The sequence below is a fragment of the Streptococcus oralis genome (assembly GCF_004127215.1).
GTDB lineage: Bacteria > Bacillota > Bacilli > Lactobacillales > Streptococcaceae > Streptococcus > Streptococcus oralis_BD.
Window position 1 is genome coordinate 1 of sequence record NZ_QEWJ01000011.1, and the last position, 18,740, is coordinate 18,740.

The 18,740-nt window shown below is 40.3% G+C and carries 19 protein-coding genes; 11 read left to right on the forward strand and 8 right to left on the reverse strand.

The window, feature by feature from the left end; translation table 11 throughout:
• Nucleotides 1–96, forward strand: a 96-nt coding sequence (locus DF216_RS08285) for an IS3 family transposase (RefSeq protein WP_164979025.1), incomplete at its 5' end; no start/stop codon positions are given.
• Between the two features lie 43 nt (nt 97–139).
• On the opposite strand, the gene DF216_RS08290 is transcribed toward DF216_RS08285, so the two are convergent.
• Nucleotides 140–988: a YitT family protein gene (locus DF216_RS08290; protein WP_129326533.1), complete on the reverse strand. Its 849-nt coding sequence runs from the start codon at nt 986–988 to the stop codon at nt 140–142.
• A gap of 145 nt (nt 989–1,133) precedes the next feature.
• On the opposite strand from DF216_RS08290, the gene DF216_RS08295 reads away from it, so the two are divergent.
• Nucleotides 1,134–1,970, forward strand: a complete 837-nt coding sequence (locus tag DF216_RS08295) for a DegV family protein (protein ID WP_129326534.1) — start codon at nt 1,134–1,136, stop codon at nt 1,968–1,970.
• 107 nt (nt 1,971–2,077) lie between these two features.
• Nucleotides 2,078–2,353 (forward strand): HU family DNA-binding protein, encoded by a 276-nt coding sequence (locus tag DF216_RS08300; protein ID WP_129326535.1) that lies wholly within the window; start codon nt 2,078–2,080, stop codon nt 2,351–2,353.
• 99 nt (nt 2,354–2,452) lie between these two features.
• Here the strand turns inward: DF216_RS08300 and DF216_RS08305 are convergent, their stop codons facing one another.
• Genes DF216_RS08305 through DF216_RS11025 form a run of 3 tightly spaced genes read right to left on the reverse strand, consistent with a single transcriptional unit; the run spans nt 2,453 to nt 4,305 of the window.
• Nucleotides 2,453–3,271, reverse strand: a complete 819-nt coding sequence (locus DF216_RS08305) for a TIGR03943 family putative permease subunit (RefSeq protein WP_129326536.1) — start codon at nt 3,269–3,271, stop codon at nt 2,453–2,455.
• A complete protein-coding gene (locus DF216_RS08310; protein ID WP_129326537.1) occupies nt 3,268–4,173 on the reverse strand; it encodes a permease in 906 nt (301 codons plus the stop codon). The genes DF216_RS08305 and DF216_RS08310 overlap by 4 nt, the downstream gene beginning before the upstream one ends.
• Nucleotides 4,174–4,305 (reverse strand): SPJ_0845 family protein, encoded by a 132-nt coding sequence (locus DF216_RS11025; protein ID WP_000268696.1) that lies wholly within the window; start codon nt 4,303–4,305, stop codon nt 4,174–4,176.
• Nucleotides 4,306–4,441: 136 nt separating this feature from the next.
• Here DF216_RS11025 and DF216_RS08320 point away from each other — a divergent pair, with 136 nt between their 5' ends.
• From DF216_RS08320 to DF216_RS08330, 3 genes are read left to right on the forward strand one after another with little or no spacing between them, the layout of a single operon-like run.
• Nucleotides 4,442–6,571, forward strand: coding sequence for a Tex family protein (locus DF216_RS08320; RefSeq protein ID WP_129326538.1), 2,130 nt, complete (start codon nt 4,442–4,444; stop codon nt 6,569–6,571).
• Entirely contained in the window at nt 6,558–7,001 is a 444-nt protein-coding gene (locus DF216_RS08325; RefSeq protein ID WP_129326539.1) for a SprT family protein, read from the forward strand. Before DF216_RS08320 ends, DF216_RS08325 begins: the two co-directional genes overlap by 14 nt.
• A gap of 59 nt (nt 7,002–7,060) precedes the next feature.
• Complete coding sequence (locus DF216_RS08330; protein ID WP_009730226.1) at nt 7,061–7,333, forward strand: PspC domain-containing protein; 273 nt, start codon at nt 7,061–7,063, stop codon at nt 7,331–7,333.
• Between the two features lie 104 nt (nt 7,334–7,437).
• Here DF216_RS08330 and DF216_RS08335 read toward each other — a convergent pair whose 3' ends face one another.
• Nucleotides 7,438–8,088 carry an ABC transporter ATP-binding protein gene (locus DF216_RS08335; protein WP_129326540.1) on the reverse strand — a complete coding sequence of 217 codons (651 nt, stop codon included), beginning with the start codon at nt 8,086–8,088 and terminating at the stop codon, nt 7,438–7,440.
• Nucleotide 8,089: 1 nt separating this feature from the next.
• The gene (locus tag DF216_RS08340; RefSeq protein ID WP_129326541.1) at nt 8,090–10,084 is read right to left on the reverse strand and encodes a DUF1430 domain-containing protein; all 1,995 of its coding nucleotides are present in this window, start codon (nt 10,082–10,084) and stop codon (nt 8,090–8,092) included.
• A 445-nt stretch (nt 10,085–10,529) separates the two neighbouring features.
• Here DF216_RS08340 and DF216_RS08345 point away from each other — a divergent pair, with 445 nt between their 5' ends.
• Both DF216_RS08345 and DF216_RS08350 read left to right on the forward strand, forming a co-directional pair.
• Nucleotides 10,530–11,288: an ABC transporter ATP-binding protein gene (locus DF216_RS08345; protein ID WP_000173369.1), complete on the forward strand. Its 759-nt coding sequence runs from the start codon at nt 10,530–10,532 to the stop codon at nt 11,286–11,288.
• Nucleotide 11,289: 1 nt separating this feature from the next.
• Nucleotides 11,290–13,278, forward strand: a complete 1,989-nt coding sequence (locus tag DF216_RS08350) for an ABC transporter permease (RefSeq protein WP_129326542.1) — start codon at nt 11,290–11,292, stop codon at nt 13,276–13,278.
• A 40-nt stretch (nt 13,279–13,318) separates the two neighbouring features.
• Here the strand turns inward: DF216_RS08350 and DF216_RS08355 are convergent, their stop codons facing one another.
• A complete protein-coding gene (locus tag DF216_RS08355) occupies nt 13,319–14,014 on the reverse strand; it encodes a VIT1/CCC1 transporter family protein (protein WP_129326543.1) in 696 nt (231 codons plus the stop codon).
• 218 nt (nt 14,015–14,232) lie between these two features.
• Here DF216_RS08355 and DF216_RS08360 point away from each other — a divergent pair, with 218 nt between their 5' ends.
• From DF216_RS08360 to ftsY, 3 genes are read left to right on the forward strand one after another with little or no spacing between them, the layout of a single operon-like run.
• Nucleotides 14,233–15,024, forward strand: coding sequence for a Cof-type HAD-IIB family hydrolase (locus tag DF216_RS08360; RefSeq protein WP_129326544.1), 792 nt, complete (start codon nt 14,233–14,235; stop codon nt 15,022–15,024).
• On the forward strand, nt 15,024–15,842 hold the full coding sequence (locus DF216_RS08365; RefSeq protein WP_129326545.1) for a Cof-type HAD-IIB family hydrolase: 819 nt from the start codon (nt 15,024–15,026) through the stop codon (nt 15,840–15,842). The genes DF216_RS08360 and DF216_RS08365 overlap by 1 nt, the downstream gene beginning before the upstream one ends.
• Nucleotides 15,843–15,845: 3 nt before the next feature.
• Nucleotides 15,846–17,153 carry a signal recognition particle-docking protein FtsY gene (gene ftsY, locus DF216_RS08370; protein WP_129326546.1) on the forward strand — a complete coding sequence of 436 codons (1,308 nt, stop codon included), beginning with the start codon at nt 15,846–15,848 and terminating at the stop codon, nt 17,151–17,153.
• A 44-nt stretch (nt 17,154–17,197) separates the two neighbouring features.
• On the opposite strand, the gene zwf is transcribed toward ftsY, so the two are convergent.
• Complete coding sequence (gene zwf / locus DF216_RS08375; RefSeq protein WP_000096109.1) at nt 17,198–18,685, reverse strand: glucose-6-phosphate dehydrogenase; 1,488 nt, start codon at nt 18,683–18,685, stop codon at nt 17,198–17,200.
• Nucleotides 18,686–18,740 lie beyond the last annotated feature (55 nt).

The following is an 18,740-nucleotide window of genomic DNA, read 5'->3' on the forward strand; positions in this document are numbered from 1 at the left end:
ATTGTGGACTACATTGATTACTACAACAATAAACGAATTAAGATAAAACTAAAAGGACTCAGTCCTGTGCAATACAGAACTAAATCCTTCGGATAAATTAATTGTCTAACTTTTTGGGGTCAGTACAATTCCCAGCTTTTTATTCTTTCACATAAGTAAAACCTTCACCGAGAATTTCATGAGCCTCAGTGATAGTGATAAAGGCTTGAGGATCGATTTGGTGAATCATATCCTTCATTTTTACGATTTCATTTCGACCGACGATACAGTAGATAATTTTTAAATCCTTTTTGCTGTAGTAGCCTTGACCAGATATAAAGGTAACGCCACGTCCGAGTTCATCGTTAATCTCTTTGGCCAATTGATCAGGATATTGGGTAATAATCATAAATCCTTTACCAGCATAACCTCCTTCGCCTATCAAGTCGATAACACGGGCGATGATAAAGTCAAACAAGAGGGTATAGGTGACCAAACGAAGGTCATGGAAGATGATTAAAATCAACATTAGGATAAAAAAGTCAATCCCAAAGAGCAATTTCCCAATCGAAATATTGGTGTATTTGTTGAGGATACGAGCAACAATATCTGAACCACCAGTGGTCCCACCAGCATTAAAGATTATTCCTAATCCAATTCCTAATAAAACCCCTGAGACCAAAGCGACAATGATGAGATCTCCTTGCAAGTCGATGTGTAAAGGAATGCGCTCAAAGATTGCCAGCCAAACGGAAAGAGAAATAGATCCTAAAAGGCTGGAATAGAGGGTCTTGGGGCCAAATATTTTCCATGCTAGGATAAATAAAGGAATATTTATCAAGAGATTCATCACTGAGACAGGAATTTTAAAGAGGTAGAAGGTAATTAGTGTAATACCTGTCGCACCACCCTCAAATAGATGATAGGGAACTACAAAGTAGGTAAGACCAAAGGCATAAATAGCTGCCCCTAGTATGATAGTGATAATAGGCTGAACTTTTCGGATCATGATTCTCCCTCGCATTTTCTATTAGATAGATTATACCAAATTTTCAAGCGTTTTAATTGGATCTCTTATGATTTTTTTGCAATTTTTTGATATAATAAAGGTGATAAATCACTATCTTATTGAGAAGAATAGAAAGATTGAAGATATGACACAAGTAAAAATTGTAACTGATTCCTCTGTTACTATTGAGCCAGAACTCTTGAAAGAGTTGAATATTACAGTTGTTCCTTTATCTGTGATGATTGATGGTATCCTTTATTCTGATGCAGATTTGAAAGAGGGAGAATTCCTTCATCTTATGCAAGAGAGTAAAAATCTGCCTAAAACCAGTCAGCCTCCAGTGGGAGTATTTGCTGAGGTCTTTGAAGAACTAGGTAAAGACGGCAGTCAGATACTCGCTATTCACATGTCCCATGCCTTGTCTGGAACTGTTGAAGCTGCTCGCCAAGGGGCAAGTCTCTCAACTGCTGATGTGACGGTTATTGATAGTTCTTTTACAGATCAAGCTATGAAGTTTCAAGTTGTTGAAGCTGCTAAACTTGCTAAAGAGGGTAAAGATTTAGAAACAATCTTAGCTCATGTAGAGGACGTCAAAAATCATACAGAACTCTATATCGGTGTTTCAACATTAGAAAACCTAGTTAAGGGTGGACGTATCGGACGTGTGACCGGTTTGCTAAGCTCTCTTTTGAATATCCGAGTTGTGATGCAAATGAAGGATCATGAACTCCAGCCTATTGTAAAGGGGCGTGGTGCTAAGACATTTAAAAAATGGCTTGATGAACTAGCAGAGGCTCTCTCTCATAAATCTGTTGCAGAAATTGGAATATCCTACGCTGGTACTAATGAATGGGCCAATGAGATGAAGAATGTTTTACAAACTTATGTCGAAAAACCAATCTCAGTACTGGAAACGGGCTCTATCATTCAGACCCATACAGGCGAAAATGCATGGGCTATCTTAGTTCGATATCATTCCTAAAAAAATAGAGAAAAATCGTTAGAAATAGCGTTTTTGACTTGACCTGTGGGCAATTTTAGGATATGATTATAGTTGTTAATTAGAAATTATTTGGAGGATTTGTTAACATGGCAAATAAACAAGATTTGATCGCTAAAGTAGCAGAAGCTACAGAATTGACTAAGAAAGATTCAGCAGCAGCAGTTGACGCTGTATTTGCAGCAGTAACTGAATACCTTTCAGCTGGTGAAAAAGTTCAATTGATCGGTTTTGGTAACTTTGAAGTTCGTGAGCGTGCTGCACGTAAAGGTCGCAACCCACAAACTGGTAAAGAAATCAAAATCGCAGCTTCTAAAGTTCCAGCATTCAAAGCTGGTAAAGCTCTTAAAGACGCTGTTAAATAATGAGTTTAGAAAAAGCCTGTCATATCAAGCATTTGAGCTTGTGTGACAGGCTTTTTAATAGCTCTTTGTCAACTGTAGTGGGTTACCAAAAAGTCATTTTTATTGAAACACACGATAAACGTAAGGATTTTCTGGTTTGTCTACTTTTGTGAAACTCTCAACTTCCAGTGTTGGGAGTTTTTGTTTGAGTTCTTTATGGTAGTGGAGGGTCAGGGTTCCTTTAGCGGTAATCCAAGTATTATCAGGATACTGGCGTGAGTTTCCCTTGGTCAAGAGTCCATATACACCAGAGTCTGCGATACAGTGGATGATTCCAAAGCGAAAGAGGAACTGGCTATCTGGATGGCTAGGATCGTTATAGACAAAACCTGTAAACTCGATTTTCTTTCCCTCAAACTCTTGTGGATAGTCATAGAGAACTTCCATGACCTCCATATAGTTTTCGTCTGTGACCTGAATGGTTGGCAGGGAGAGGTATTTATCAGCTGTAGTCCTCATTTCCTTTTCATAAGCAGATTTGGAAAAATAGGTGCTGGTATCGGGTTTGAGGTATTGACTGGATGTTCCTTCGCTTGCCTGAATGGCTGTGTCAATTCCCTCAGCAAGTGGGAAATGGTATCCCTTAGCAGACACGGTTCTCGAGTCCAAACTTACGGTAGGAAAGGCAACCCCAATCAACAGAGGTAGTGACAGTAATAGGATGCTGATTCGTCTAGCTCGACGACCTTCCATATGGCTGTGAGAGTTGATTTTCTTAATCCAGATGTAGAATTGCACCAGAGCCAACAGAAGAGAAAGGACCATGGAGATATAGACTAGATAGGAATAGTGGAGGTTTATGTAGTGGCTGAGCTTTCCAGATAGCTGTAGATAAAGGGTCAGAGCAAAATAGCCCAATAGAATGATAAATCGAATCATAGCATCACTCCTATCATATAAGAATAAAGCAAGACAAGCAGAGTCACGATGCCCATGAATTGCCAGATGAAGCGCGCTTTGAGATAGTGTTTCATCATGAGGAGATTTTTGATATCAAGCATGGGGCCAATGACCAGAAAAGCAAGGACTGGCGCTAGGCCGAAGCTCGAGAGGAGAGAAGCACCGATAAAGGCGTCCGCCTCGCTACAAAGAGAGAGGAGAAAGGCTAGAAACATGAGTAAGAGAATCGCAAGGATTGGACTAGCACTGATAGAGGTCAGGATCCGAGTCGGGACATAGACCTGCACGATAGCCGCAAAGAGACAGCCAAAGACCAAGTAACGACCCATATCGAAAAACTCATCAATAGCCTGTATAAAGACCTGAAAGACCTTTCTAGCAGGAGTTAAGTGTGAAAAGTCATGTTCGTGACAAGTGATAGGATTCTCTTTTTGAATGGGTTCCTTCCAGAAAAATCCTAGGAAAATCCCAAACACCAAAGCAATCACAATAGCTCCCAGCGCTCGCAAGAAGGCAAGCTTTATTGAATTGCCAAAGGCAGAGTATGTAGCAAAAAGAACGATAGGATTGATGATGGGAGCAGTCACCAGAAAGGGAACAGCCGTGTAGCTGGGAACTTTCTTTTCCAGAAAACGATTGATAATCGGGACGATTCCACACTCGCAGGATGGAAAGAGGAAGCCGATGAAGGTACCAAAAAAGATCCTCCCCCAACGATTGCGAGGAAGAAACTCATAAACTTTATCAGGCGTGATATAGACCTCAATCCACCCCGAAATGAGACTCCCAATCAGAACAAAAGGAAGGGCTTCGATGATGATGGAGAGAAAAATGGCCCCAGCTTGTAATACACTAGGAGGAAGAGATTGGAAAATCGTCATCTATTTTTTCTTCTCAACTTTTTCTTTTTTATCTTTATCATCTGGAAAAGTGACCTGAGTGAGATCAGGAAGTTTGGCAAACTCTTCAAACATCTTGTCCAGGTCATCAGTTTTTGTAAATTTAACAGCCATGTGCCTACCTCTTTTCTAAATTCTACTTCTATTATACTATTATTTTGCGGAAAAGGGATTATTTTTATTTTGATAATCAAAGATGTAAAAACAGGTAAGGTGAAACAAGCTTTGTTCATTATGGTATAATAGGTTTATGGATAAAAAATATGAAAAAATCTCCCAAGATTTGGGTGTAACGTTAAAGCAAATCGATACCGTTCTGAGTTTGACTGCCGAAGGGGCGACGATTCCCTTTATCGCGCGTTATCGGAAGGATATGACTGGTAGTCTGGATGAAGTGGCGATTAAGGCCATTATCGACTTGGATAAAAGCCTGACTAACCTCAATGACCGCAAGGAAGCTGTCTTGGCTAAGATTCAAGAACAAGGAAAGCTAACTAAGGAATTGGAAGAAGCTATCTTAGCTGCCGAAAAACTAGCAGATGTTGAAGAACTCTACCTTCCATACAAGGAAAAGCGTCGAACCAAGGCAACCATTGCTCGAGAAGCTGGACTCTTCCCTCTCGCACGCTTGATTTTACAAAACGTAGCTGACTTAGAGAAAGAGGCCGAAAAGTTTGTCTGTGAAGGATTTGCGACTGGTCAAGAAACCTTAGCTGGAGCAGTTGATATCTTGGTAGAAGCCTTATCAGAAGATGTCAATTTGCGCTCTCTGACCTATCAGGAAGTACTGAGACACTCTAAAATCACTTCGCAAGTCAAGGATGAGAGTCTTGATGAAAAACAAGTTTTTCAGATTTATTATGATTTCTCTGAGACTGTTGGAAACATGCAGGGCTATCGAACCTTGGCCCTCAACCGTGGGGAAAAACTTGGCATACTGAAGGTTGGTTTTGAACATGCGACGGATCGTATCCTAGCTTTCTTTGCTGCTCGTTTCAAGGTGAAGAATGCCTATATTGATGAAGTGGTTCAGCAATCTGTTAAGAAAAAAGTCTTGCCTGCTATCGAGCGCCGTATTCGGACAGAATTAACCGAGAAGGCGGAAGAAGGGGCTATCCAACTCTTTTCTGACAACCTGCGCAATCTCCTCTTAGTTGCTCCGCTGAAAGGGCGCGTGGTCCTGGGCTTTGACCCTGCCTTTCGTACAGGTGCCAAGCTGGCTGTCGTTGATGCGACAGGGAAAATGCTGACGACCCAAGTCATCTATCCTGTTAAACCAGCCTCCGCTCGTCAGATTGAAGAAGCCAAGCAAGATTTGGCCGATCTGATTGGTCAATACGGTGTGGAAATTATTGCCATTGGAAATGGAACGGCCAGTCGGGAAAGCGAAGCCTTTGTGGCGGAAGTTCTTAAAGATTTTCCAGAAGTCAGCTATGTTATCGTCAATGAAAGTGGCGCTTCGGTCTACTCTGCCAGCGAACTTGCTCGTCAGGAATTTCCAGACTTAACCGTTGAAAAACGCTCTGCTATCTCTATCGCCCGTCGTTTGCAGGATCCCCTTGCTGAATTGGTTAAAATTGATCCTAAGTCAATCGGCGTCGGACAGTATCAGCACGACGTAAGTCAAAAGAAACTATCTGAGAGTCTGGACTTTGTCGTCGATACCGTGGTAAACCAAGTTGGTGTCAATGTCAACACAGCCAGCCCAGCTCTTCTTTCACACGTAGCTGGTCTAAATAAAACCATCTCTGAAAATATCGTCAAATACCGTGAAGAAGAAGGAAAAATCACTTCACGCGCTCAAATTAAGAAGGTTCCTCGTCTAGGCGCCAAAGCCTTTGAGCAGGCTGCTGGTTTCCTCCGTATCCCTGAAAGTAGCAATATCCTCGATAATACAGGAGTTCACCCAGAAAACTATGCTGCTGTCAAGGAGCTTTTCAAACGCTTGGATATCAAGGACCTTAACGAAGAAGCCCAAAATAAGCTTAAGTCCCTTTCAGTCAAGGAAATGGCGCAAGAGCTAGACCTTGGCCCAGAAACTCTTAAAGATATTATTGCAGACCTTCTCAAACCAGGTCGTGATTTCCGTGACTCTTTTGATGCTCCAGTTCTCCGTCAAGATGTACTGGATATCAAGGACCTTGTGGTTGGTCAGAAGCTAGAAGGTGTGGTGCGTAATGTCGTTGACTTTGGTGCCTTCGTTGATATCGGGATTCATGAGGACGGCTTGATTCATATTTCGCATATGAGTCGCAAATTTATCAAACATCCCAGCCAAGTGGTGTCAGTCGGAGATTTGGTAACGGTTTGGGTCAAGAAAATCGATACTGAACGTGAAAAAGTCAATCTGTCGCTCCTAGCTCCAGATGAATCTAACTGAGTACGTTAAATCTGTTTCCCTCGAAGACTTTGGTAGACCTTTCACGCACCAAGCCCAGTGGAATTCTCGTCTGCGAACGACAGGTGGACGATTTTTCCCTAAGGATGGGCATTTGGATTTTAATTACAAGGTTTATAAAGAACTAGGTTTGGAAGTCTTTCGCAAAATCGTGCGCCATGAACTCTGTCACTATCATCTTTATTTTGAGAAAAAGGGTTATCGCCACAAGGACCGAGATTTTAAGGAACTTTTGAAAGAAGTGGATGGACTGCGCTTTGTTCCCCCTTTGAAAGACAAAAGTACCTACCTAGTCTATCAGTGCCAATCTTGTCAGCAAAGCTATCAACGTAGGAGGAGAATTGACACAAAACGCTATCGCTGTGGCGTCTGCCGAGGTAAACTCGTCATCTTAAATCGGCCTAAGGACTGATGTTCTTGGTCTCGTTTTATGCTATACTACTTGTAAGAATACCGAAAGAGGAAATAATCATGAATACAAAATTTTATAAAATGAGACGAAATCGTATGGTGTCAGGAGTTTTAGCTGGTCTATCAGATAAGTGGAATTTTGATGTAACCCTAGTCCGCTTTCTCTTCGCCATTTTTACCGTGGCAAATTTTGGAGTCGGAGTGATAATCTACATCATCCTTGCCTCTATCTTACCAACTAAGGAAGACATAGAAGCCGAAATGTACGGAACAGGACCACGAAAAATCAAAGAAGCCCAACCAATCAACGATGATGATGGCTGGTTTTGGTGAGATTTAACAGTAAATATTTATTATTTGCACTATGATACTTAAAAGAAGTAGCATAAATGACTGAAAATCCCTTGTGGTTATTTAGCCACAAGGGATTTTGATATTTAATTATAATCTGTTTTGTCTTTAGAAAGACGAATTACCTGATCAGCCATTTTCCAAATACTAGGATTGTGAGTTGCGATGATAATTGTTCTATTAGCATTACGAAGTTCAAGGAGAATTTCCATAATTTCCTTGGAATTTTTGGGGTCTAGCGAGGCGGTAGGCTCATCGGCTAAAATTAAAGGAGGATCTTTCAGGATAATCTTAGCAAGTGCTACGCGTTGAGCTTCACCACCAGATAATTCATAGATTTTTTGGTTGAGACTTAGATAATCCAGTCTGACAGCTTGCAGTGCTTGAAGAAGAAGTCTCTCTTTTTCTTGTTTTTTGTTCTTCTTTTTACCAATCAGTCCTAGCTCAAGGTTTTCTCGGATGGTCTGACTTTCTAATAGTCCAAAATTCTGGAAGAGATAACTTAGTTCGTTACGATAAAATTCCTCATTTTTTAGTGAAGTCAAAGACTTTCCTTTGTAAACTATTTCTCCTTTATCGAAAGTTTCTAGTTTTGCTAGCATATTGAGCAAAGTGGTTTTTCCACAACCACTATCTCCTATCAAAGCATACACCATACCACTTTGAAAATTCAGATTCAAGTCTGAAAAAATGATACGAGAACCAAATTGTTTCCAAATATGTTGTAATTCAATCATACTATCCTCCTTTGATAATGCTAGCATAAGTTTTAGTTTCCTTTTTATCACAAATTTTTAATAGAAGAATAGCTAAACTTGAAAAGCTGAGAAATAGAAACAGCGTAATCCATAAATTCTTAGAGATATATAGTGCTATACTACTTCCAATGAAGAGAGCGATTATCTGAGAAATGATATATCTGCTATGTAATTCTAAGAAATAATAGCCAGCTATTTTTTTCAAGAATATACTTTTTCTAAAGGATTCAAAATAGAGTAGGTTTAAACTTGTAAAAAGTAAAATTGAAGTCAAGATAGCAAAAATACCACTCGCTAAATTACTATAAATTTCGATTTTAATTTTTTGATTTAACTGGAGGTAGGTCTCTCTAGCAAAGGATAATCTTGAAATCATAGGATCAAGTTGATAGTACTTCAAAAGTTCTTGTGTTTGCTGTAAATCGGTAAAATAGAGATATTCTAGATTCGTAAACCAAAATATAGAAGAATTTTTTCCAAGTGCCTTAGGAGAAACTACGATAAAAATAGGGGTTGACAACCATTGATCATAAGAAATATGGGTAGTATTATAAATGAATACATCTTTTTTTTGATCAGTATAAGTTATACTAACTTCGACTCTATGCTTTGTATCACTACTGTATAATCGATTAGTTAAATCTTCTTGTATGTTTTGTTTTATTTGTTCCTCATTTTTCTTTTGTTCTTGGGGTAGTATTACAAGAACCTGTCCATCTTTTAGATTATTGATTTTTTTAAAGGTTTCTGATGTTAACTCTATACCTTCTTTTTTGAAGTAGTCAGGTGTTACATAGAGAATATTTTTCCCTTCCAAGTCATAGGGATTTTGTTCAGAATCATTATGAGTTGAAAGAGAGTGTTTTATAGCTTGAATAGCGAGATTATGTTTGACTAGAAAGGCATTTCCATTTTCTAAAGAATATTGAATAAAGTCAAACCATTTATTAGCATTCATTTTGAGTTCATCTATATTTTTCATTTGACTTGAACGACCTGTTTGAAGATTAACAATATTGGAGTGTTGTTTCCAAGTAGCTTGTCCAGCCTCATTTTTCATAAATATATGATGATAAATGGACAAGCGCCCAAATCCTACAATAACTAATAAGATAGACAGAGCTTGACCAAAGTAAAGAATACGTAAAATTGACTTGATTGGTAATTTCCCTTTGATGATAGAGAGGAGATGGACTTTTTTTAAAGAAATAGTAAAAAGAAAGGCAATTAGAAGACTAAGTAAGAGAAGTAGGCTATTGTAAAGAATAAAAAGTATTCCTAGAAAAGTCTGAACTTCATAAGGATATCCCAAGGAAATGAGCAAGATACATGCTATCAGCAAAGCAGGTAGACCAAAAAGAAGGATATCAAGTCCGTCTCTTGCGAGAGAACGAAAGAAGAGATGGCTCAGCCGCTCTCCAGAAATCAATCGAATCCCTGACTGAGAGAGAGATTGAATCTGACCGATAACAATTAAAGCTAAGAAAGTCAGCAAAAAGATTAACATACTGGTGAGCTGATTAGGTTGGGTAAACATGGCCAGTACGAAGGATACTCTATCATTTTCAAATGCATTCGCTTTTTCTAGTCCAAGTTCTTTCAGATGAGTAGCCAATTCTTGACTAGTTAGGGAACCGCTGATAATATTGTAGTTGTTGAGAAGATCGCTCTTGTGAATGCTTTCTTGACTTGCTGGAGGCATCCAGTCTGGGAGTTGCCCATCTCCAAAAGCTTCGTAGAAAGTTCTTGATTTTCCATCACTATCCACTTCCCAAATGGTTCTTGCGATAAGACTATTATGTTCTTTAGCAAGACTATTTAATTTTTCCTTAACGGTAGAATAATCTGCTTGCCCGCTTAATACTGCTGCACCTGGGAACAGGATTTGTGGAAGAGAGTCTTTCCAAAAGGACAAAGCACCAATCAGAAAGAGTGCCAGAAGAAGATTGCTGATGAAGAGAAAAACACGTTTCATAGGAACCTCTTTCTAAAAAAGAGGGAGTTGAACCTCCCTCCTTATAGCAGTGATACGAATGATAGTTTAGCACCTTTAAAAATAATTAGCAGAAAGCCAATTCTTTTACAAGATGTTAAAGAAAGCCTTTTCATAATTTAATTTTACCATTATTTTAAGAATAAAACAAGCAATGACAGGACTTCTTATAGTAGCCATTTTCAAAAAAATTCTTCAATCTTACAAAAATGTAAGATTAAAGTCTCTTTTGTAAGGTTAGGTTATGGCAAGCCGTCTTTTTTTGCGATAAACTAGATTCATAAAGAACAAAGGAGTAAAACCATGAAAAGAATCTTACAAAAGAAAAGAAGAAAACCAAGTCAAAAAGATATCGAGCGTGTTCAACTGGGATGCGCTATGATGCAAGCACAGTTTCAATTGATGGGATATTAAGAAGGAGAAAATCATGACACTTTTAGATGTAAAACACGTTCAAAAAATCTACAAAACACGTTTCCAAGGCAACCAAGTAGAGGCTCTTAAAGACATTCACTTTACTGTGGAAAAGGGTGACTACGTTGCTATCATGGGAGAGTCTGGCTCAGGGAAGTCTACCCTACTCAACATCCTAGCTATGCTTGACAAACCGACTCGTGGTCAGGTTTACCTAAACGGAACAGACACAGCAACCATTAAAAATTCTCAGGCTTCGAGCTTCCGTCGTGAGAAGTTAGGCTTCGTCTTCCAAGACTTTAACCTGCTAGATACCTTGTCTGTCAAGGACAATATCTTGCTTCCGCTAGTTTTATCTCGAAAACCCATCACTGAGATGATGAAAAAATTGGTAGTGACAGCTGAAAATTTGGGTATCAACCAATTGCAAGAGAAGTACCCTTACGAGATTTCGGGTGGACAAAAACAGCGGGTTGCAGTAGCACGCGCCATCATCACAGAACCTGAAATTCTCCTTGCCGATGAGCCAACAGGCGCCCTTGACTCCAAGTCATCTGCAGCCTTACTTGATGTATTTGATGAAATCAATGAGCGTGGCCAAACTATTCTTATGGTAACTCACTCAACAGCGGCAGCCAGCAGGGCCAAGCGGGTTCTTTTCATCAAGGACGGTATTCTTTACAACCAAATCTACCGTGGAGACAAGACAGAACGTCAGATGTTCCAAGAAATCTCTGATACTTTGACTGTTATGGCAAGCGAGGTGAATTAGTATGTTTCGATTGACCAATAAGTTAGCGGTTTCGAACTTAATCAAAAACCGCAAACTCTACTATCCCTTTGCTTTAGCTGTTCTCTTAGCTGTGACCATCACTTATCTCTTTTACTCATTGACACTGAACCCTAATATTGGCAAGATTCGAGGGGGAGAGACTATCTCCATGACGCTCGGTCTTGGTATGGTGATTGTCACCATTGCCTCAGCTATCATTGTCTTATATGCCAATAGTTTCGTCATGAAAAACCGTTCCAAAGAACTGGGTATATATGGTATGCTGGGTCTCGAAAAGCGCCATTTGATCAGCATGGTCTTTAAGGAGCTTCTTATATTTGGCTCCCTAACCTTGACAGCTGGACTTGGCCTAGGAGCTCTCTTTGATAAGCTAATCTTTGCTCTGCTTCTGAAGCTAATGAATATGAAGGTGGAGCTCGTAGCAACTTTTCAACCAATTGTCTTTATACTAGTTCTCATCGTTTTTGGCGCTATTTTCCTAGGTTTGATTTTTATCAATGCCTTTCGCATAGCCCGCATGAATGCCCTTCAGCTCTCTCGTGAAAAAGCCAGTGGTGAGAAAAAAGGACGTTTCTTAGGTCTTCAAACCATTCTAGGTTTGATTAGTATGGGAGCTGGCTATTTCCTAGCAGTTACCGTTGAAAATCCACTTAATGCTGTGCTGATTTTCTTTGTAGCGGTCTTACTGGTAATCTTTGGTACCTATCTCTTGTTCAATGCAGGGATTACAGTATTCCTACAAATCTTGAAGAAAAACAAGCGTTACTATTACCAACCTAACAACATGATTTCTGTATCCAATCTCATTTTTCGTATGAAGAAAAATGCGGTTGGTCTGGCAACGATTGCTATTCTTTCAACCATGGTCTTGGTAACCATGTCAGCAGCAACCAGTATCTTTAAAGGCTCTGAAACTTTCAAGAAAGTCATGAATCCACATGATTTTGGAATTACAGGACAGAATGTTGAAAAAGAAGACATAAATAAACTCCTAGACCAGTATGCTAGTGATAAGGGATTGACTGTTACAAAGAAAGAAGTCCTTACATACAGTAGCTTTGGTGTAGCAAACCAAGAAGGTACGAAATTAACCATTTTTGAGAAAGGTCAAAATCGTGTTCAACCGAAAACCGTTTTTATGGTCTTTGACCAAAAAGATTACGAGAATATGACGGGTCAGAAACTTGCACTTTCAGGAAAGGAAGTTGGATTGTTTACTAAAAACAAAGAACTTCAAGGACAGAAAGAACTGACTCTAAATGACCAGACCTATACAATAAAGGAAGAAATCAAAAAAGATTTTATTCTTGAACATGTACCAAATCAGTACAATATTCTAACTTCGGACTATAACTATCTGGTTGTTCCTGACTTGAAAGCCTTTCTTGACCAGTATCCTAATTCTTCCATTTTTAATCAATACTATGGTGGTATGAATGTAACAGCTAGTGAGGAAGAGCAACTCAAACTTGCAGATGACTATTCAAAATTCCTTGATGATTTTAATAGAGAATCAAGCAAAGAAGGAAGCTTTATTTACGGAAGCAATCTAGCAGATAGTAGTGCGCAGATGAGTGCTCTCTTTGGTGGGGTCTTCTTTATCGGTATTTTCCTCTCCATCATCTTTATGGTGGGAACAGTTCTTGTCATCTACTACAAACAAATCTCTGAAGGCTATGAAGACCGTGAACGCTTCATCATTTTGCAAAAAGTCGGTCTCGATCAAAAGCAAATCAAGCAAACCATTAATAAACAGGTCCTAACTGTTTTCTTCCTCCCATTGCTATTTGCCTTCCTACACCTTGCCTTTGCCTATCACATGCTTAGCCTCATCCTAAAAGTTATTGGTGTGCTAGATGCAACCATGATGTTGACTGTCACTTTGTCCATCTGTGCTATCTTCCTCATCGTCTACGTTTTGATCTTTATGATTACCTCAAGAAGCTATCGCAAGATTGTGCAAATGTAAAAAAAGATACCTCGATATTTATCGAGGTATTTCTTTTATCTTAAATGCTAAAGAGTTGTCCAAACAGGTAAGTCACTGCCATGGTGAGAAGTCCGATACAGAGGTTACGGATCATAGCTGTTTTCGTAGGAGCCTTGCCTAGTTTAGCACTGGTATATCCGGTAATGAGAAGGGAAAGGGCAACGATAAAAACAGTAGCAGGAATGCGATAGTCACTCGGAAAGACGATGATTGAAAGCATGGGAGGAAGACTTCCTAATACAAAGGCAATAAAGCTAGAAGCGGCAGCATGCCAAGGATTGGTAAACTCTTCGTACTCGATTCCATATTTTTCTTCGACCAAGGCTTTGAGAGGATTTTTCAAAAAGGCCTTGTTGGTCAAGAGTTGAGCGGATGTTTCACACTCACCGTTTTGAAGATAAGCAGCATAGAGGGATTGTTTTGCAGATTCGGTGTCTTTGTCCAAGAGTAATTGCTCTCTAGCGACAGCGGCTTCTTCCGTGTCTTTCTGAGTGGATACAGAGACATATTCGCCACCTGCCATAGAAAAAGCACCAGCGAGGATAGCGGCTAGCCCAGATAAAAAGATAATCCAGATATTGCTCGTCGCACTAGCAACACCGATAACGACTCCAGCAATGGAAATAATCCCATCATTGGCACCGAGAACGCCCGCGCGCAGGATATTGAGTCGTCCTGCAAAGTTTGCATCAAATTCATGTTTCATTTCTGTCATAGTTCTCTCCTTTCACTCCATTATAGAGAAGAGAGAAGGGGAATACAAACTTTTTAAACTATCTGAAAAAAGTTCTACAATTCTAATTTTCATGTCCTTTGCAATTTTACCGAAAAAGAACTGGAATACAGTAGCCAATTCTACTGTACTGGACCTTTTTTCAGTTTATCTATGGTATAATAGAAGGTAGATTTATCAATTGGAGTATGAAAGATTTTATGATTAAACTTGTGGCAACCGATATGGATGGGACCTTTCTAGATGGAGAGGGTCGGTTTGATATGGAACGCCTCAAAAAATTGCTTGTTTCCTACAAGGAAAAGGGAATTTATTTTGCAGTGGCTTCGGGTCGCGGTATCTTGTCCCTAAAAAAGCTATTTGCGGATGTGCGTGATGAAGTGATTTTTATAGCTGAAAATGGGAGTTATGTTGAGTTTCATGGAGAGGATATGTACGAGGCTACGATGTCTCGGGACTTTTACTTGAGCACTTTTGAAGCTTTAAAGCAATCGCCTTATTTTGATGAAAGTAAAATGCTGCTGACGGGCAAAAAAGCTTGTTATGTGTTGGATACAGTCGATGAGACCTATCTCATGATTAGTCGTCACTATAATGAAAACATTCAAAAAGTAGCGAGTTTGGAAGATATCAGAGATGAGATTTTTAAATTCACTACTAACTTTACTGAAGAAACGATAGAAGCTGGTGAGGCATGGGTCAACGAAAATGTTCCTGGTGTTAAAGCCATGACAGCAGGTTTTGAATCCATCGATATTGTCTTGGACTATGTTGATAAGGGTGTGGCTATAGTTGAGCTGGCAAAAAAACTTGGTCTGACCATGGATCAGGTTATGGCGTTTGGAGATAACCTCAATGACCTTCACATGATGCAGGTTGTGGGGCATCCAATTGCACCTGAAAACGCGCGACCAGAGATTTTAGAATTAGCAGAGACAGTGATTGGTCACCATAAGGACCAATCAGTGATGACTTACATGGAGGGCTTATAATGGCAGATATTAAATTGATTGCACTCGATTTGGATGGTACCTTGCTGACAACGGATAAAAAACTAACAGATCGAACTAAGGCAGTCCTCAAAGTTGCGCGTGATCGTGGCATTAAGGTCGTGCTGACAACGGGGCGTCCTCTGAAAGCTATGGATTTCTTTCTCAAGGAGTTGGGAACAGATGGACAGGAGGATGAGTACACCATCACCTTTAATGGAGGGCTTGTTCAGAAAAATACGGGGGAGATTCTCGATAAAACAGTCTTTTCAATCGACGATGTGGCACGATTGTACGAGGAAACTGAAAAACTAGGCTTGCCGTTAGATGCCATTTCAGAAGGAACAGTCTACCAAATCCAGTCGGACCAAGAAAGTCTCTATGCTAAGTTTAATCCAGCTCTGACTTTCGTGCCAGTCGCCTTTGAAGAGCTATCCAGTCAGATCACTTATAATAAATGTGTGACCGCCTTTGCCCAAGAACCTTTGGATGCAGCGATTCAACAGATTTCTCCAGAATTGTTTGACCAATATGAAATCTTCAAATCGCGTGAAATGCTATTGGAATGGTCACCGAAAAACGTCCATAAGGCAACAGGTTTAGCGAAATTAATTAGACATCTAGGCATCGACCAAAGTCAAGTTATGGCTTGTGGTGACGAGGCCAATGACCTTTCCATGATTGAGTGGGCAGGTTTGGGAGTTGCCATGCAAAATGCAGTTCCAGCAGTTAAGGCGGTTGCCAATGTCATTACGCCGATGACCAACGATGAGGAAGCCGTTGCCTGGGCTATCGAAGAATACGTGCTAAAGGAGAATTAGAATATGGGACTATTTGACCGTTTATTCGGGAAAAAAGAAGAGCCGAAAATCGAAGATGTTGTAAAAGAAGCTCTGGAAAATCTTGATTTATCAGAAGAGGTTGAACCAACCCAAACAGCTGTCGAAGAAACTTCTCAGGAAAAGACTGCAGGGGACAAAGTCGAAGAAACCCTTGCTCAAGAAGAAATTCCTCAGGTCTTGATAGAAGAAGTGATTGAACCAGAAGCGGTTGAGGAAAGGGTTCAAGAAGAGGTTGATCTAGAAGTTGATGAGACAGAGCAAGGCCAAGAGCCTGAAGAATTTTTAGAAGAAGAAAGCCAAGAATCTCTAGAAACTGGTGAAGAGCTAGCTTCTGAAGTAGTAGAAGAAAATCCTCAAGTTGAAGAAACCGTTCAGGAAAAATATGACCGCAGTCTCAAGAAAACGCGTACGGGATTCGGAGCTCGCTTGAATGCCTTCTTTGCTAACTTCCGCTCTGTCGACGAAGACTTCTTCGAAGAATTGGAAGAACTGCTCATTATGAGTGACGTTGGTGTGCAGGTCGCTTCAAACTTAACTGAAGAACTTCGCTATGAAGCCAAACTCGAAAACGCTAAGAAGCCTGATGCACTTCGCCGTGTTATTATCGAGAAATTGGTTGAGCTCTACGAAAAGGATGGGAACTACGATGAACAAATCCATTTCCAAGATGGCTTGACAGTTATGCTCTTTGTTGGTGTTAACGGTGTTGGGAAGACAACTTCTATCGGAAAATTGGCTCATCGCTACAAACAAGCTGGCAAGAAAGTCATGTTGGTTGCTGCGGATACCTTCCGTGCTGGAGCTGTTGCCCAGTTAGCAGAATGGGGCCGCCGTGTAGATGTTCCTGTTGTAACTGGTCCTGAGAAAGCCGATCCAGCCAGCGTTGTCTTTGATGGGATGGAGCGTGCAGTAGCAGAAGGTATTGATATTTTGATGATTGACACAGCCGGTCGTTTGCAAAACAAAGAAAACTTGATGGCTGAGTTGGAAAAGATTGGTCGTATTATCAAGCGTGTCGTGCCAGAAGCGCCACATGAAACCTTCCTGGCACTTGATGCCTCTACGGGTCAGAACGCTCTAGTACAGGCCAAAGAATTCTCAAAAATCACCCCTGTGACAGGAATTGTATTGACCAAGATTGATGGAACTGCCCGTGGTGGTGTCGTTCTGGCAATTCGTGAAGAACTCAATATCCCTGTAAAATTGATTGGTTTCGGTGAAAAAATCGATGATATCGGGGAATTTAACTCCGAAAACTTTATGAAGGGTCTCTTAGAAGGCTTGATTTAATACAAAATAAATATCCTGCAAGTCAATCTTGCAGGATATTTTTGTTATTCTAACCGGCCATCTTCACGATAAGCGATATCTGGTTGCCAGGTCCATTTGGCTCCATACTTTTCAAGTAGGTCAAAGCTAGCTTGTGGTCCCATGCTTCCAGCTTTATAATCGTAGAGTGGAGCTCCATTTTCAGCCCAGAGTTCTTCGATACGGTCAATCAACTTCCACGAAGCACTTACTTCATCCCAATGGCTAAAGTTGGTAGAATTGTTGTTCAAGACATCGTAGATTAGCTTTTCGTATGGATCTGGTGAAGCTCCAGTAGCAGTAGCATCTGTACGGTAATCCAGAGAGCTTGGTGCCAGGTTAAATTCTTCACCGACTTGTTTCCCATTGAGGCTGAGAGAGAATCCTTCAGTTGGTTGGATATAGATGGTCAAGATATTTGGTGCCAATGGTTCTCCGAAGATAGAGTCCATTTGCTTAAAAACGATATTGACATGAGTCCCTTTTTCAGTCAGACGTTTCCCTGTACGGAAGAAGAAGGGAACACCACGAAAGCGATCACTGTCTACAAAGAAGGCACCAGATGCAAAGGTTTCTGTTGTAGATTCTGGGTCGACATTTGGCTCGCTACGATAGGAAATGTATTTCATGCCATCGATTTTGCCAGAGCGATATTGACCACGAATAAACTGTTCTTTCAATTCTTCCTCGGTTGGATGATAGAGGTTTTTAAAGACCTTTATCTTTTCAGCGCGAATCTCATCTTTTGTAAAGCTAGCTGGTTTGTCCATGGCTAGAAGAGAGAGAAGTTGGAGAGTATGGTTTTGCACCATATCACGAAGGGCACCAGATTGATCATAGTAGCCACCGCGTTCTTCAACACCCAAACGTTCCGCAAAGGTAATCTGAACATTATCGATGTGTTCGCGATTCCAAACATTCTCAAAGATCATGTTGGCAAAACGAACAGCAAAGATACTCTGAATCATCTCTTTACCTAGGTAATGGTCGATACGGTAGATTTGCTCCTCATCAAAGGCAGCAAGGAGATCTTCATTGAGTTTGCTAGCTGTTTCGTAGTCTGTACCAAATGGTTTCTCAACGATCAAGCGCTCAAAACCTTTGCCATCAACAATGTTTTCAGATTTGAGGTGCTTAGCAATGGTACCAAAGAATTGAGGAGCCATTGATAGGAAGAAGAGTTTGTTGTGTTCAGCTTGGTATTTTTCATTGAGCTCAGCTTGTAATTGGCGCAAAGCAATGTAATGTTCCGTATCATTCACATCATGGCTTTGATAGTAGAAGTGGCTAGCAAATTCCTGGGCTTGCTCGGTACTATCTGCCAAATCAAGGATGGACTCGACAACTACAGATTCAAAATATTCCTTACTCCAAGGTCTACGAGCTGTTCCGATAACAGCAAAATGCTCAGAGAGATTGCCTGATTTATAGAGTCTGAAAAGGGAAGGGTAGAGTTTGCGTTTAGCTAAATCTCCACTCGCACCGAAAATTGTAACAATAACCTTTGATGACATCTAGCTACCTAATTTCTATATTTTTTCCTAGTTGGACTAGGGATGAGATTTTCTC

Bases quoted from the DNA above. Each gene is read 5' to 3' on its own strand.
- DF216_RS08340 (WP_129326541.1), bottom strand. From the start codon at position 10,084: ATGAAACGTGTTTTTCTCTTCATCAGCAATCTTCTTCTGGCACTCTTT.
- DF216_RS08320 (WP_129326538.1), top strand. From the start codon at position 4,442: ATGGATAAAAAATATGAAAAAATCTCCCAAGATTTGGGTGTAACGTTA.
- DF216_RS08330 (WP_009730226.1), top strand. From the start codon at position 7,061: ATGAATACAAAATTTTATAAAATGAGACGAAATCGTATGGTGTCAGGA.
- DF216_RS08335 (WP_129326540.1), bottom strand. From the start codon at position 8,088: ATGATTGAATTACAACATATTTGGAAACAATTTGGTTCTCGTATCATT.
- DF216_RS08310 (WP_129326537.1), bottom strand. From the start codon at position 4,173: ATGACGATTTTCCAATCTCTTCCTCCTAGTGTATTACAAGCTGGGGCC.
- DF216_RS08305 (WP_129326536.1), bottom strand. From the start codon at position 3,271: ATGATTCGATTTATCATTCTATTGGGCTATTTTGCTCTGACCCTTTAT.
- DF216_RS08365 (WP_129326545.1), top strand. From the start codon at position 15,024: ATGGCAGATATTAAATTGATTGCACTCGATTTGGATGGTACCTTGCTG.
- DF216_RS08300 (WP_129326535.1), top strand. From the start codon at position 2,078: ATGGCAAATAAACAAGATTTGATCGCTAAAGTAGCAGAAGCTACAGAA.
- DF216_RS08355 (WP_129326543.1), bottom strand. From the start codon at position 14,014: ATGACAGAAATGAAACATGAATTTGATGCAAACTTTGCAGGACGACTC.
- DF216_RS08345 (WP_000173369.1), top strand. From the start codon at position 10,530: ATGACACTTTTAGATGTAAAACACGTTCAAAAAATCTACAAAACACGT.
- DF216_RS11025 (WP_000268696.1), bottom strand. From the start codon at position 4,305: ATGGCTGTTAAATTTACAAAAACTGATGACCTGGACAAGATGTTTGAA.
- zwf (WP_000096109.1), bottom strand. From the start codon at position 18,685: ATGTCATCAAAGGTTATTGTTACAATTTTCGGTGCGAGTGGAGATTTA.
- DF216_RS08360 (WP_129326544.1), top strand. From the start codon at position 14,233: ATGATTAAACTTGTGGCAACCGATATGGATGGGACCTTTCTAGATGGA.
- DF216_RS08350 (WP_129326542.1), top strand. From the start codon at position 11,290: ATGTTTCGATTGACCAATAAGTTAGCGGTTTCGAACTTAATCAAAAAC.
- ftsY (WP_129326546.1), top strand. From the start codon at position 15,846: ATGGGACTATTTGACCGTTTATTCGGGAAAAAAGAAGAGCCGAAAATC.
- DF216_RS08295 (WP_129326534.1), top strand. From the start codon at position 1,134: ATGACACAAGTAAAAATTGTAACTGATTCCTCTGTTACTATTGAGCCA.
- DF216_RS08290 (WP_129326533.1), bottom strand. From the start codon at position 988: ATGATCCGAAAAGTTCAGCCTATTATCACTATCATACTAGGGGCAGCT.
- DF216_RS08325 (WP_129326539.1), top strand. From the start codon at position 6,558: ATGAATCTAACTGAGTACGTTAAATCTGTTTCCCTCGAAGACTTTGGT.